Origin of the sequence: Sphingobacterium sp. MYb382 (genome assembly GCF_037572665.1) — a bacterium.
GTDB lineage: Bacteria > Bacteroidota > Bacteroidia > Sphingobacteriales > Sphingobacteriaceae > Sphingobacterium.
Window position 1 is genome coordinate 63663 of record NZ_JBBGZT010000012.1, and the last position, 15149, is coordinate 78811.

General features: G+C 40.4%; 15 protein-coding genes. 8 read left to right on the plus strand and 7 right to left on the minus strand.

Annotated elements, in window-relative coordinates:
• Nucleotides 1-184 precede the first annotated feature (184 nt).
• The 4 genes from WH223_RS05495 (at nt 185) to WH223_RS05510 (ending at nt 2907) form a co-directional block, all read left to right on the plus strand.
• The gene (locus tag WH223_RS05495) at nt 185-736 is read left to right on the plus strand and encodes a TetR/AcrR family transcriptional regulator (protein WP_340046534.1); all 552 of its coding nucleotides are present in this window, start codon (nt 185-187) and stop codon (nt 734-736) included.
• 30 nt (nt 737-766) lie between these two features.
• Nucleotides 767-1609, plus strand: coding sequence for a sialate O-acetylesterase (locus tag WH223_RS05500; protein ID WP_340046535.1), 843 nt, complete (start codon nt 767-769; stop codon nt 1607-1609).
• 240 nt (nt 1610-1849) lie between these two features.
• Nucleotides 1850-2617, plus strand: a complete 768-nt coding sequence (locus WH223_RS05505; RefSeq protein ID WP_340046536.1) for a lysophospholipid acyltransferase family protein — start codon at nt 1850-1852, stop codon at nt 2615-2617.
• Between the two features lie 65 nt (nt 2618-2682).
• Nucleotides 2683-2907 (plus strand): hypothetical protein, encoded by a 225-nt coding sequence (locus WH223_RS05510; protein ID WP_340046537.1) that lies wholly within the window; start codon nt 2683-2685, stop codon nt 2905-2907.
• 245 nt (nt 2908-3152) lie between these two features.
• On the opposite strand, the gene WH223_RS05515 is transcribed toward WH223_RS05510, so the two are convergent.
• Together WH223_RS05515 and WH223_RS05520 are read right to left on the minus strand one after the other, a co-directional pair.
• Entirely contained in the window at nt 3153-4643 is a 1491-nt protein-coding gene (locus tag WH223_RS05515) for an acyl-CoA dehydrogenase family protein (RefSeq protein WP_340046538.1), read from the minus strand.
• Nucleotides 4644-5068: 425 nt separating this feature from the next.
• A complete protein-coding gene (locus tag WH223_RS05520) occupies nt 5069-6037 on the minus strand; it encodes a bile acid:sodium symporter family protein (protein WP_340046539.1) in 969 nt (322 codons plus the stop codon).
• A gap of 180 nt (nt 6038-6217) precedes the next feature.
• On the opposite strand from WH223_RS05520, the gene WH223_RS05525 reads away from it, so the two are divergent.
• Entirely contained in the window at nt 6218-7423 is a 1206-nt protein-coding gene (locus tag WH223_RS05525; protein WP_340046540.1) for a pyridoxal phosphate-dependent aminotransferase, read from the plus strand.
• 70 nt (nt 7424-7493) lie between these two features.
• Here WH223_RS05525 and WH223_RS05530 read toward each other — a convergent pair whose 3' ends face one another.
• Nucleotides 7494-8741, minus strand: coding sequence for an ABC transporter permease (locus WH223_RS05530; RefSeq protein ID WP_340046541.1), 1248 nt, complete (start codon nt 8739-8741; stop codon nt 7494-7496).
• 158 nt (nt 8742-8899) lie between these two features.
• Between WH223_RS05530 and queA the strand changes: the two genes are divergently transcribed.
• Nucleotides 8900-9949: a tRNA preQ1(34) S-adenosylmethionine ribosyltransferase-isomerase QueA gene (gene queA / locus WH223_RS05535; RefSeq protein WP_340046542.1), complete on the plus strand. Its 1050-nt coding sequence runs from the start codon at nt 8900-8902 to the stop codon at nt 9947-9949.
• A gap of 149 nt (nt 9950-10098) precedes the next feature.
• Nucleotides 10099-10299 carry a hypothetical protein gene (locus tag WH223_RS05540; protein ID WP_340046543.1) on the plus strand — a complete coding sequence of 67 codons (201 nt, stop codon included), beginning with the start codon at nt 10099-10101 and terminating at the stop codon, nt 10297-10299.
• A gap of 274 nt (nt 10300-10573) precedes the next feature.
• Here WH223_RS05540 and rpmA read toward each other — a convergent pair whose 3' ends face one another.
• The 3 genes from rpmA to WH223_RS05555 all read right to left on the minus strand — a co-directional run bounded on the left by rpmA (nt 10574) and on the right by WH223_RS05555 (nt 13191).
• Complete coding sequence (rpmA, locus tag WH223_RS05545) at nt 10574-10837, minus strand: 50S ribosomal protein L27 (RefSeq protein ID WP_340046544.1); 264 nt, start codon at nt 10835-10837, stop codon at nt 10574-10576.
• Nucleotides 10838-10885: 48 nt separating this feature from the next.
• Nucleotides 10886-11197 (minus strand): 50S ribosomal protein L21, encoded by a 312-nt coding sequence (rplU, locus tag WH223_RS05550; protein ID WP_340046545.1) that lies wholly within the window; start codon nt 11195-11197, stop codon nt 10886-10888.
• 83 nt (nt 11198-11280) lie between these two features.
• Entirely contained in the window at nt 11281-13191 is a 1911-nt protein-coding gene (locus tag WH223_RS05555) for an amidophosphoribosyltransferase (protein WP_340046546.1), read from the minus strand.
• A 238-nt stretch (nt 13192-13429) separates the two neighbouring features.
• Here WH223_RS05555 and WH223_RS05560 point away from each other — a divergent pair, with 238 nt between their 5' ends.
• Entirely contained in the window at nt 13430-13822 is a 393-nt protein-coding gene (locus WH223_RS05560) for a VOC family protein (RefSeq protein WP_340046547.1), read from the plus strand.
• Nucleotides 13823-13953: 131 nt separating this feature from the next.
• Here WH223_RS05560 and WH223_RS05565 read toward each other — a convergent pair whose 3' ends face one another.
• Entirely contained in the window at nt 13954-15099 is a 1146-nt protein-coding gene (locus WH223_RS05565) for a cystathionine gamma-synthase (protein ID WP_340046548.1), read from the minus strand.
• Nucleotides 15100-15149: the final 50 nt, after the last annotated feature.

Here is a 15149-nt window from a genome sequence, read left to right on the forward strand (position 1 = left end):
AAGGCGTGAAGCATTTTCAACCTCCACACAAAACTACAAAATTAAGTACGCTCCCGATAAAACAGAAACACCCCATCCCCAAAATCCAATTTTCAGCCTTCTCCCTAACTACGAACAGACTAAAACAAAATAAAAAAACAAAAATGTCACTATATTGAGACATTTGTTTTACTTTTGTGTCATCATGAGCAAACAGAAGATTATAGAAAGTGCAATTTTCATTTTCAATGCAGATTTTTCAGCATCATTAGATAAAGTAGCTACGCACGCCTCCGTTAGTCGCCGCACCTTGCATCGTCATTTCAAAGACCGACAAGACCTCTTAGATGCCTGCATCTTTGAAATGATGAAAACTTGGCAAGCGGCCATGCTCGTAGCCTTCAAAAATAGTACAGACCCCATCAAGCAATTGGAAGAAATGCTCTATGCAGGTATCGACTGTGGTGTAAAGTATGCCTTCTTGACCAAGCTACAAAACCGCGCCGAGGAACTTAGCGCATTGCCTACCGGCGATAGTGAAGCCTACACAAAAGCACGCGACCGTTGGTTTAGCTTTATCCCGGACCTTGGCGCTAAGAAAATAATAAACAACAACCTGTCGATAGCATGGATTCGTATTCTATTTACCCATATGATTATGGCCGCCGTAGATGCCTTGCAATCCGGTGATGTTGCTCCAAATACAATTAAAGAAAACGCATGGTACTCCTTCCGCAGAAGCATCGGAATGGACTAAAACCCTGTTTAATAGCTAAAATAACACGAAATGAAATCCATATTACTTATAGGCCAATCCAATATGTCAGGCCGCGGATTCCAATCCGAAGTACCCATTCTTTTTAATGCCAATACTAAAGTGTTGCGAAACGGGCGCTGGCAATTTGCTAACGACCCTTTACATAATGACCGTATTTTTTCTGGTGTAGGCCTTGCGCCAGCTTTTGCCGCAGCTTGGCATATTGATGAGCCCGCACAAGAAATAGGCTTTATACCCTGTGCCGATGGTGGTACATCGCTCGACGACTGGGCTGTTGGCGGCGCCCTATTTGACCATGCCCTAGCGCAAGCAAAACTAGCACAACGCAGCAGTGAGTTAGTTGCTATATTATGGCATCAAGGAGAAAATGACGCTATGCCTGAAAAGGCCATTTCTTATGCGAAAAAGTTCAACCAAATTGTTTCCGAATTCCGCAAAGAACTCGGCGTTCCCACGATACCACTTATCGTAGGTGGACTGGGCGATTTCTTACCTACAGGCACCTATGGCGCTTATTTCGCCGGCTACAAAGAGGTTAATGATGCTTTATTTGCTTATGCACAACAGCAAGAAAACTGCTATTTTGTAACCGCAGAAGGCTTAGTCGCAAATGAAGACCAAATACACTTCAATTCAATTTCCTTACGCAAATTCGGCACTCGTTATTACCAAGCTTTTGCGAATCGCACACATGTCGTAGACGTCCCAAAAGAAGAAGATTCGCTACTAAAACAAATACATGAACGTCGGCAAACACAACAGGAAGCGCAGTTATTACTCGAATTTCAGTATGCACTCGGCGAAATAGATGCTACAACTTTAAATGATAAAGTTACAGCGCTGAAAAGCTAATCGATAAGCGGCTACACTAGCCTAACAAACCCCGTTGAACCACAATTCAACGGGGTTTTTATTTTTTTACATTTTCGCTAAGGGTATAGCCTATCTTCCTTGTCTTACTTAAAAACGCCCTACCATGGAACAGATGTTATACATTAGCATAGCGAGCTTTATCGTACTTTTTAGCCTGATGGCTTATGTTGTTTATAGCTGGATAAAATGTATGCACGAAAGTGCCGATTAACGAAAGACATGAGACAGTTTTACAATGCCTTAGGCTTCGTTATCGGCGATTTATTTCGCTATCGCTACCGTGTATCATTACAAAATTTAGCAAGAGCTTTCCCCTCTGCTTCCTATGCAGAAATCAACCAACAGCATCGGCTATTTTATCGTAATATTGCACGCGTGCTCACGGAAAGCCTATGCCCACGCATACAACAGCTAGAGATGGAAAGTGAAAGTATCGACCTGCTGCGTACCGCACAGGCGACAGGAAAACCAATCATCTTGCTCACAGGACATTACGGCAACTGGGAGGTGCTAAATAAGCTGCCGCTACAACTAGGTACACCTATACAGGCACTATACAAACCGCTGAAAAGTAAATTCTGGGACCGCATGTTTCGTAAGATACGCTGCACAAATGGCGTGCGCCTTCTTCCAGCTCAGCAGGCATCACGCATTCTCATTCGTGAGAAAGAGCAGCAGCATATCACCATCTTTATTGCGGACCAATTTCCTGGAAAAAATAACGGGCTAGCGATAGACTTTTTATCGCAAGACACCCATATGTTTACGGGTGCTGAGCAACTTGCCAAGCGATTGGACGCCGCCGTATTCTACCTACAGCTAAACCCTAAAGACACCAGAAGTTGGTCTGTCTCGCTACAAGCAATTTGCACGCAGGCAAGCCTAACAACTGATGGTCAAATCACAAAAAGCTATACCCGAAAGCTGGAGGAAAGCATCCGCCAAAACCCATCATTATGGCTATGGACACATAAAAGATGGAAATAAAATAAGGGTAAAAGCTTCATAAGCTGTCTCTCTCTTAAACAGCTTAAAAACTAAAAATGACGAAGATGAAAAAACAAATTAGCTATGGTATCTTGCTTATTGCGTTAGGTTTTTACATAGCAGAAGTTCACAAAATAACCTTTATCGACCTCGGTAGATTGGTAGAAAAAATCCATAGCTTGCCCGCTTACGAAAATAAAACGACAAGCAACAGCAAGGCATATGCATCCGAGCCACAGCCTGGATTCAAGCATAAATTACCCAGAATATTTCCAAGACCAGCCTTGTAAAAAGGTCTAAAATAGATAAAGAATAAAAGGGAAAAACGAGAAGCCGAAAACTATCTGTAAGGTACAGATTCGGGGTAATCGTTAAAAAATGTTAAGAGAAAAATAGCGAAACAATATCCCTAAACAATAAACGTTTAAAGGGTATAATTTCATAAAATAAGTTAATAATTGGTTTGTAAACATCCTGAAGCTCTCCGCCTCAGGATGTTTCTTTTTATAAGCTTTTCAACTAGCTTATCCTTGCATTACGCAAAAGACAACCAATCAGAATTTTCTTTATATTCTAAAACAGAATTGCTATCGTTGTACGCTAAAAGATTCGTTAACAACTCTTTCAAGTCCATATTTACATGTTTGAATGCATTCAAGTATAAATCCTGACGGAAACCTTTCTCTGCCAATTCATCCACAAACTGCAAACATACTAAACGAGCAATAGCTTTACCCAATACCACCAACTGACGTTGTGCTAAGGTATCGTTCAAACTGAAGTCTAACAGCTCTTTGAAGCGAGGTGCTACACGCGCTGTTAAATCGTAGCCCGTCAAATAACGACCGAAGTGAAGTTCTTTGGTCTTCTTCATTTGCTTCACAACACCTTCTGCAATCTGGCTGTACAACATCTCGTTGGAGCCTTCAAAAATTTGGAAAGGACGGCTATCAACAATACCACGACCAGCAACATGCTCAATTTTGTAACCACTAGAACCGGATAGCTGCACGCAGATTTGCGCTGACTCTTGCATCAAGTCGGTTACTAAAGCTTTCATACTGTTTGCCGCAATACCTTGTCCAGAAACATCATGCTCAATAGAACTCATCGTCGTACTATGCGCACACATACCTGAACATAGAGCAAATGATGACTGAATACGTGACAATTGGAATTGTACCGAATCCATCACGGCTAACTTCTGTCCACCTACTTTACGGTTTTCACAGTGCTGTAAAGCCTCGTCCAGCATACGCTGAATAAAGCCCATTCCCATACCTGGGAACTGTAAACGGCTACGGTGTAATATATCAAGCATCATTTTGATACCTGTACTCGTTTGTTGTAACTTCTGATTCGTTGGTACGGTAAGGTCGATTGTATTTAATCCATAAGGAATCATGTACAAGCCTAAGTTATTAAAGTAATGTTCTACTTTAATATGCTGATCCGACTTACTGTTATCCGTAACGAAGAAATCGATATCACGAGCAAGCTCGCCATTATCCATTTTCTTACGAGCAGCCACGATCCAATAATCAGCCATACCAGTCAAGCCTTGCCAATGCTTCTGCCCTTTTAGGGTGTAGCTATCAGCATCAGCCATAAACTGCGTACGCATGTTTAAAGCATCACTACCATAATCAGGCTCGGTGATCATCAGTCCACCCATAGCCCCCTTCGTCATAAACTGTTTAAAGATATCAGCTTTGATATCCTCATGGCCGTATTTCGCCAATGGTTCTAGAAAAAGTGCTATATTAATTCCAAAAGTTAAGGAAAGTGGTAGCGATTCATAGGAAGCAGCAGCTAGCAATCCAAGACATTCTTTCACCTGCGCACCGCGACCAGCGTAGGCTGTTGGCACAGCTACCGCCAATGGGTTAACATCCATAATGCCTTTCCATACCTCTTCCGGAAGTCCTCTTTGTAAGCTCAACGCATTAATATCAGACTTCGTGTGAAACAATTCCACCAACCGCTCTTTGAAACGGTTTATAAAAACTTCAAAAGTTTCATTCATACAACATTCTTCTTTAAAGATTTATTTTGCATTCAAAAATACAATTATTTTCGGGCGCAAATTATGCAAAAAACCCAAGAATAAAGATGATAATTGTCATTTAATTGTATCTGCACCGCTAATAGTGCTGATAATCTACCCTCAAGTGCTCCAACAGAAGAAACTAGCGACCAAAAAATAGCGAAATAAAAAAAATATAAAAAAGATTTGCCTTAGTGTAAAAAATACACTATATTTGTACTATCATAATTTAGGTTTATAATTGGTTAGTAAAGGTTTCCATTCTCCCCGTTTGGAAACCTTTCTTTTTTTATCGAGACCCCAACCTAAAAACCCCTTTAAAAGCATTTAAAACAAGAAAAGCCGACACGAGGCCGACCTTTCATTTTAGCCTTTCAGCTAAGGAAGTATCTTTTTATAGTCCTTTATTTTTTCTGCGAAGCATAGCGCTGCGCGATAATAGTGACCACTAAAATTTGAAAAGCATGATAAATCATCAACGGCAGAAAGTATAAACCAGCTCCTGCGGCATGCGAAAATATAAACTTACCAAACACGGAACCGTGGGTTAAAGATTTCTTAGACCCGCAAAATAACGCCGTTATTTGGTCTTCTCTATTGAACTTAAAGACATAGCGCGCCAGCAGATAAATCAATCCGTAGACAAATACAAAGAAAACGACAACGCCTAGAAACACAAGAATCAAATAGCTTTTTCCAATACTATCAAACACCCCACTCACAAAAGACTCTGCAAAACTCGCATATACAATTAATAAAATAACGAGCTTATCAAACTTATTCAAAGGCTTACTATACTTCGTTCCCCATTTACCCCAGTATGGCTGCAAGAAAAGGCCTAAAATAACGGGCAGGATAATCTCTAATATCAAACCACCGTAGATATCGCCGAGTACAGCTACCTCTCCAAAATCCATAAAAAACTGCATCCAAAGGGGTGTCACCACGACACCAATTAATCCGGATATACTCGCATTAAAAATAGCCGCCGGAATATTACCTTTCGCTATCGACACCATCACCACCGAAGAAGATACCGTAGAAGGTAAAGCCGCCAAGAAGAAAAATGAAAGCCAAAAGTCATGCTGAATACTACTTTTCACCAAGGGATAAAAAGGAAGCAAGACCAATGGAAAAAGTATAAACGTAGAGGCCTGCACCAAAAGATGTAAACGCCAATTTTTCAACCCCGCCTTAATTTGTGGGAAGCTAAGCTTCAAACCGTAGAAAAAGAAAATGAGCGAAACACCGATGGTCGTCGCCCAAGAGAGCACTTTTCCATCTTCCCACGTGTAGAGCTGCGGAAAGAAATAAGCTAAAGCAATGAATAGAAACAACGCTAAAATAAAGGTATCAAACTTACTTTTCTTCATGATTTTACTAGATTATAAATCGAAGATAGGACATTTCAGTAAGTGTTTTTGCAACATTTCCGTTGGTTTGAGCCTTTGAGCAACATAGCCATTAGCATTTTCATTTAAACTACTTAAATATTTTTTGTTTTTATCAATAATTTATCCAAATAAATGAAGAGGATGTAATATCTTTGTACTATGAGTACGACATCATATTTATCGGAAAGGATTAACAATTTATCCGAGTCCGCGACTTTAAAGATGACCAAATTAGGTCGTGAATTAGCCTCTAAAGGTATTAATGTTATTAGTCTAAGTGTGGGTGAGCCCGACTTTAATACACCGGACGATGTGAAGCAGGCAGCAAAGCAGGCATTGGATGATAATTTCACCCGTTACTCTCCTGTTCCTGGTTATCCGGAATTACGTCAAGCAATCGTGCAGAAACTGAAAACTGAAAACGGATTGGATTACGATCCTTCTCAGATTGTTGTTTCTACTGGTGCTAAGCAATCCTTATCGAATGTCATTCTAACATTAATTAACCCAGGCGACGAAGTTATCATCCCTACTCCTTATTGGGTTTCCTATTCGGAGATGGTTATATTGGCAGAAGGAAAATCGGTGTTTATCAATACAGATATCGATTCAGATTTCAAAATTACGCCGGCACAACTAGAGGCCGCGATTACGCCGAAAACGAAACTTTTCATGTTCTCTTCGCCATGTAACCCTACAGGTTCCGTATATAGCAGAGAAGAATTAGCCGCTTTAGCAGCTGTTTTTGAGAAGCATCCAAACATCTTTATCCTTTCGGATGAGATTTATGAGCACATTAACTTCGTGGATAAACACGAGTCTATCGCTCAGTTTGCAAGCATCAAAGATCGCGTAATCATTGTAAATGGCTTCTCTAAAGCTTATGCAATGACTGGATGGCGCTTAGGCTACATTGCCGCTAGCAAAGAGATTGCAGCAGCAAACGATAAGCTTCAAGGACAAACGACTTCAGGTACATGTTCAATCGCACAGCGCGCAGGTATCGTTGCTTACAACGGTGGCTTAGAAAGCGTGTTGAAGATGAAGGAAGCATTCGCTCGTCGTCGTCAATTGGTATACGACCTATTGAATGCTATCCCAGGTGTTAAAACAAACCTTCCAGAAGGAGCTTTCTATTTCTTCCCACAAATCAGCTCTTTCTTCGGCAAGAAAGATTTGCAGGGCAATGTAATCAGCAACTCTTCGGAACTAGCGTTATACCTATTAAATGAAGGTCACGTAGCAACAGTTGGCGGTGACTCCTTCGGAAATGACAACTACATCCGTCTTTCTTATGCAGCGTCAGACGAAAGCTTAGTAGAAGCATTACGCAGAATTAAAGAAGCATTAGCGAAACTTAGCTAATACCTAATACACATATAAAAAAAGGGTTTTGCACTGCAAAACCCTTTTTTTATGTAGGTTAACTATCTTTTTACTTACTACGAATTGCTTCTACGGGATCTAGACGCGAAGCATTCATGGCCGGAATAATGCCGGCAATCAACCCGATAAAGGTAGACAGTAAGGAGGTGATAACCACCATCTTCATACTTACCACCACGGTCACATCAAAAGCCAACTTCGCTATACCTGCTAGACCAAAGACAAAACCTAAGCCGATTGCTCCACCAATAAGACACAGCAGAATACTTTCAATTAAAAACTGAGACAAGATAAAGAAGTTCTTCGCTCCTAACGCTTTCTGTATACCGATTAAGTTTGTACGCTCTTTCACGCTCACAAACATGATATTAGCAATTCCAAAGCCTCCTACCAAAATGGAGAATATACCAATACAAAAGCCGGCTAAATTAATAACGACAAATAGCTGATCCAGCTGTGCTGTAATTAAGGTCGTCTTGTTGACGGAAAAATCATCCTCTCGCTGTGGAGGCAGGCGGCGCGTAGAGCGCATCAAGCCTATCAGCTCGCTCTCCGCCTCTTCAAGGCTATACTGTGGTTTTACTTCAATAGAGATACTCGGCGAGTTCTGCTCGTAGTTCACTAAGTTACGCCCCAAGGTAAAAGGAATATAAGCAGCATCGTCATTAGATACATTAATCAAAACTCCCGACCCTTCTTTCTTTAGCACGCCGATAACTTGAATCTTACGCCCCATAAGCGTAATATATTGGCCTATAACATTGCCGTGTGGAAATAGACCCTCGGCAATAGTAGCGCCTAAGATAACGGCATTACCACCCGAACGAGATTCCTGCTCCGTAAAATAACGGCCTTCAACAATATCAAGGTTTCTAATTTTATACAAATCATGTGTGCCCGCTACGACATTGATATTCGAGGCCGAGTTATTATTAAACTTGGCCGTCTTACCTCCAATATTAATAAAATAACCAACCGCCTCGGCAGTTGTCATGCGATCACGAACAGATTCATAGTCGGAAAACTTGGGTTCCGGTCTATTTAAGTATTTCCACCAAGGAAAATCAGGACCACCATCCCACGGCCATTTTTCAACGTACAGGGTGCGGCTACCTATTTTTTTGACAGATTCCTCCAGGTTGTTGCGCAAGGTATCAACAGCGGAAAAAACACCAATAATCGTCATAATACCGATTGTGACCCCTAAGAGTGATAAAAGTGTACGTGTACGGTTATCCTTGAGTGCCGATAACGCAAACAAGAAGCTTTCCTTAAGCAATCGAATGACTAAAAACATAATACCAATAAATATAGGTTATTTCCGGAATAGTTGAATAATAAAGTGAAAATAGCTTTTTTTGTTTTATTTTCGTATCTTTGTAAGCCTTTTTGAAACCTTTTAAACAGGTAGTTTGTTAAGTTTTCAAAAACATTAAATATAGCTAAGAATAAGAGATGAAGTTATCACAGTTTAAATTCAACTTGCCCGAATCTTTGTTAGCATCAGAACCATCCGAGCAGCGCGATGAGTCTCGCTTAATGGTCTTGCATAAAGATTCAGGAAAAATAGAACATAGAATTTTTAAAGACGTCTTAGAATACTTCGATGATCAGGATGTCATGATTTTGAATGACACTAAAGTTTTCCCTGCCCGTATGTACGGAAATAAGGAAAAAACAGGTGCTACAATTGAAGTGTTCTTATTAAGAGAATTGAACAAAGAGCTTCGCCTTTGGGATGTATTGGTTGATCCAGCGCGTAAAATCCGTGTAGGTAATAAATTATACTTCGGTGACGATGATTTATTGGTTGCTGAGGTTGTGGACAATACCACATCTAGAGGTCGTACAATCCGTTTCCTTTTTGATGGTACAGACGAAGAATTCCGTCGTAACATCGAGATTTTAGGTGAAACACCTCTTCCTAAATACATCAAGCGTAAAGCTACACCAGAGGACAAGTTCCGCTACCAAACCATCTACGCAAAGAATGAAGGAGCTGTAGCAGCACCAACGGCTGGTTTACACTTCTCGCGCGAGTTGATGAAGCGTTTAGAACTTAAAGGAATTAACTTTGCTGAAGTTACTTTACACGTAGGTCTAGGTACATTCCGTACAGTTGAAGTGGAAGATTTAACGAAGCACAAGATGGATTCAGAGCAAATCATCATTACGGATGAGGCTGCTCGTATCGTAAATAAAGGTATTGACCAAAAACGTCGTGTATGTGCCGTAGGTACTACATCTATGCGCGCTATTGAATCTTCTGTATCTGCAGATAGACACTTAAAAGCTGCTAACGACTGGACAAGTAAATTTATTTACCCTCCTTACGATTTCAGTATTGCAAATAGCATGATTACAAACTTCCATACGCCAGAATCTACCTTATTGGTAATGATTGCTGCATTCGCAGGCTATGAAAATGTAATGAACGCTTACGAAGTAGCGGTTAAAGAAAAATACAGATTCTACTCCTACGGAGATGCGATGTTAATTATCTAATTAAATTCGTACCCATAAAATATAGAAGCCTGAGATCTTGATCTCGGGCTTTTTTTGTGACCTAAACTCCCCGAGTATACGGTAAAATGTATAAAATTTGTTCTTGTGAAAAAAAACTTTATATTTACGTAACACGTATAACCCTAAAGATGAGTACCACAGGAAAAATATTAATAGCAGCCAGTATGGTATTGTGCTTTACTTGGCTATCGCAGTTCAATAAGATTAATGAACATCAAACGATAGAAGCAGGCCGATTGTACTTATACAGTGCCTTTCCCCTCTTCCTCACAGGCCTTCTTGTCTATTTCAAAGGCAAAGCCAACTTGAGCAAGAAGTCTAGCCTATAAAGAGCGCTAAGAGCTTATACAAGGTAAAGAAAGATAGGTTCGTTACTTTATTGGATGGAGAATCCTACGTAAAGATGTAATCATGTAGCTGTTTTAGCGAGAGCAGCTCGGGTAGCGTACATAATTTTCAAGCCTGTGCTTATCCCAAAACAGGCTTCTTGAAAAAAGATAAGTTATACAACAAAGACTGAACACCATAAACTAAACAAAAATACAAACAACAAAAAAGGGTTACTGCATGCAGTAACCCTTTTTATTAAAGATCTTATTTTCCTTAGTTTTGCTCTACAGGAAGTACAGAAACGTACGACTTGTTGTTAGCTTTCTTACGGAAAACTACTGTACCATCTACTAAAGCGTATAATGTGTGGTCTTTACCTACACCTACGTTAGCATCTGGATTGTGAACAGTACCACGTTGACGAACGATGATGTTACCAGCAATAGCTTTTTGACCACCGAAAATTTTGATACCTAATCTCTTACTATGTGACTCACGGCCGTTTTTCGAACTACCCGCACCTTTTTTATGTGCCATATCTTTATTACTCTTTTAAGACTCCAAAGAGTCAAATTAAAAATTCAATTATAAACTGATACCAGTGATCTGGATTTTGGTGAACTGTTGACGGTGACCGTTTTTCTTCTTGTAACCTTTACGGCGTTTTTTCTTGAAGACAATAACTTTATCACCTTTCAAATGAGACAAAATCTTAGCTGAAACTTTAGCTCCTTCAATGCTAGGCGTACCTACAGTGAATTTACCTCCGTTTTCTGCTAACAATACCTTGTCAAATTCAATACTAGCGCCTTCGTCTCCTTGTAAACGGTGCACAAAAAGAAACTGGTCTTTAGCAACTTTAAATTGCTGTCCTGCTATATTTACTATTGCGTACATTGTTATATAATAAAATTGTTAATATTTAATAAGCTGCAAAGATACAATAAAAAGCATATTATTAAAACTAAAAGTGAAAAATATTAGCTACTGAAGTAAGCACGTACATTTTTACCTTCCACCCAGTTCATAAATGCTTTATTCACGACCTTGTTACCTCCTGGCGTCGGATAATCTCCAGAGAAATACCAGTCTCCCTTATGATTAGGACAAGCTACATGTAGATTTTCCAATGTTTGGTAAATCACTTGCAACTCTGCCTTCAAGTTATGCGGGCGAACGATATTGGCAATTTCTTCTGAAATTTCCTCGTCAGTAAATGGTTCATAGATCGCTTTCACGTAGTTCTCAATCTCTTCCACCGGTTGGGTGATTGACTGCAAACAACGCTGATATACTTCATCCACGATATGTGCAAGACCTTTTCTTTTCAAAAGGTTAATCGCTGCTTCAAAAGCAACAAACTCACCCATACGGGACATATCGATACCGTAACAATCTGGGTAACGAATCTGAGGCGCCGAAGATACGATAACGATTTTCTTCGGGTTCAAACGGTCCAGAATAGTTAGAATACTTTGTTTAAGTGTTGTTCCACGAACGATAGAGTCATCAATAGCGACAATAGTATCTTCATGGTCACGCACAATACCGTAGGTAGTATCGTAAACATGTTGTACCATATCTGTACGGTCAGCATCCTGTGTAATAAAGGTACGAAGCTTCGCATCTTTAACATTCAACTTCTCGAAACGTGGTGTGATACTGATAACATCTTCTAATTCAGCGTCCGAAATTTTATCAGAACGGTTCAATAAGGCGTCACGTTGGAAATCACGTACGTAGGTGTTAATACCTTCCATCATCCCGTAATACGACACCTCTGCTGTATTCGGAATAAAAGAAAATACGGTATTTTTAATATCATTACCAATAGATTCTAAAACCTGCGGGCATAATAAACGACCTAATTCTTTACGTTCTTTATAGATATCGGCATCCGACCCTCTAGAGAAGTAGATACGCTCGAATGAACATGATTTTTGTTCTATTGGCTGACGGAACATCTCTTCTGTTACCGTTCCATCTTTCTTAGCGATTAAAGCATGACCAGGCTTGATCTCTTTCACGGCATCCAATGGAATGTTAAAAGCCGTTTGGATAACAGGACGCTCGGATGCTACCACCAATACTTCATCATCTTGGTAGTAGAATGCTGGACGAATACCTGCTGGATCACGCATTACAAAAGCATCACCATGACCAAATATACCAGCAATGGTATAACCGCCATCCCATGTTTTTGCTGAACGCGTTAAGATTTTAGCAACATCAAGGTTGCGTGCGATATGCGCGCTAATCTCTACGTTAGAAAAACCATCTTGCTTAAATTTATCGAAAAGCTCTTGGTTTTCATCATCTAAGAAATGACCAATTTTTTCCAATACAGTAACCGTATCGGCTTGTTCTTTTGGATGCTGCCCTAGCTCATATAGCTGTTGCAATAATTCATCCACATTGGTCATATTGAAGTTACCTGCCACCACAAGGTTACGGCTCATCCAGTTGTTCTGTCTGAGGAAAGGGTGACAACTCTCAATACTATTCTTACCATGCGTACCGTAGCGTAAATGCCCTAAAAGCACCTCGCCCGTGAAACTAACATGATCTTTTAACCATTGCGTATCCTTGGATTCCGTTGGATAGGCTTTATTAACGGCAGCGAATTTCTTCTGCACATATTCAAAAATATCTGCTACAGCAGATGACCCCATTGCTCGGTAGCGCGAAATATAACGGTTGCCGGGTTTTACGTCGAATTTAATCGTCGCAATACCTGCTCCATCCTGGCCTCTGTTATGCTGTTTCTCCATAAGGAGGTACAACTTATTGATACCATAATAGGGCGTGCCGTATTTTTCTTGATAATAAGATAGGGGTTTTAACAGTCGAATAAGTGCAATGCCGCACTCATGTTTTATAGCGTCACTCATAGCTTGAATTGATGCTGCAAAGGTACATATAATTTGCAAAATAAAACGAAGAATAAATCCTGCAAACTGTTTTTTTTCATTGTGTTCCTTAGCGCTATTCCCGTATGCCATACGCCTATCCCCCTCCTAGCCTATAAAAATGGAAATCCAAACCAGCGACACCTCCACACGGAATCTCTTTTTTTACATATCTTTGATTTTAAACCTCAACAAAGGCAATATTCTTTTGAGCAACGACATGGTAAAATTTGGATATACAATATTATATGTAGCAGACGTAGCTGCATCGGTAAATTTTTATGAAAAGGCTTTTGGCTTTCAGCGTAAGTTTGTAACGCCCGAAAATGATTATGCTGAGCTACTTAGCGGAGAAACAACCCTAGCCTTTGCTTCCAAAACATTGGCCAGCAGCAACCTCAAGAAAGGTTTTATAGCGAGTGATAAAACACAGCAGCCTTTTGCGATAGAGATAGGCTTCGTGACCGAAAATCCAGCAGCTGTATTGGCACATGCCGTAGAACAAGGAGCTACTATCGAAGAAGATGTGCTCACCAAACCGTGGGGACAGACCGTAGCTTACCTTCGCGACATCGATGGTTTTCTTATTGAGCTCTGCAGCCCGATGGGCTAGTGTTCAGAGGAAAAATGAATCCCTGATTAATACGAAAAACTACAAAAGCCTCAAAACAGCTCACTTTAAGCGGCTATTTTGAGGCTTCTATAGCATAAACAAGCGCTACAAAAGCTTGCTATTACACCAATTTAGGCTAATACCTGCTCTAAATCGGCGATTAAATCATCGACATCTTCAATACCTACCGACAAACGAAGTAAGTTGTCCACGACACCCACACTTTCTCTAATCTCTTTCGGAATTGAACCATGCGTCATCGTTGCTGGATGATTGATCAAAGACTCTACGCCACCTAAGGACTCCGCTAAAGTAAACACCTTGAAACGTGATGCTATGCGGAACGTTTCCTGCAAATCAGCTCCTTTTAATACGATAGAAATCATACCACCGAAATCACGCATCTGCTTTTTAGCAATTTCATGCCCCGGATGGTCCGTAAAACCTGGCCAGTAAATCTTGTCTACTTTAGGATGATCTTTCAAGAAGGCAGCAATTTTATGAGCATTCTCGCAATGTGCTTTCATACGCACGTGCAATGTTTTCAATCCGCGTAGCGCTAAGAAGGCATCCTGAGGGCCTGGTGTTCCACCAACAGCATTGTAGTAAAACCACAATTGCTTGTATAGGTCTTCATCATTTAAGATTAAAGCGCCCATCACCACGTCAGAGTGTCCATTTAAGTATTTCGTTGCGGAGTGCATAACAATATCAGCTCCTAAATCCAATGGATTCTGTAAGTAAGGAGAAGCGAAAGTATTGTCTACAACATATAAAACCTTATTTTCCTTAGCAATATCGCCTACGGCTTTAATATCGGTAAGTTTCAAGGTCGGGTTGGATGGTGTTTCAATCCAAATTAACTTTGTTTTCGGTGTAATAGCCGCACGTACCTCTTCCGCATCAGCGGTATTTACAAAGACGAAGCGAATACCATATTGCTCATATACCTTCGTAAAAATACGGTATGAACCACCATATAAATCATCACCTGTTACGACTTCATCACCTGGTTTTAGGAGACGTAGAACGGTATCCGTTGCCGCCATACCACTCGCGAAAGCTAAGCCAAAACGGCCATTTTCAAGCGCTGCCAAACAATCTTCTAATGCTTTACGTGTAGGGTTGGTACCTCTAGAGTACTCATATCCTTTATGATCACCAGGGGAAGCCTGTTTATAAGTGGATGTTTGATAAATTGGCGTCATCACAGCTCCTGTTGTAGGATCTGCTTCTTGCCCTGCATGAATTGCCTTTGTTGCAAATTTATAGCTCATGATAATATAAAAATCAATGTATTTACGATATAATTAAACGACAGACCATT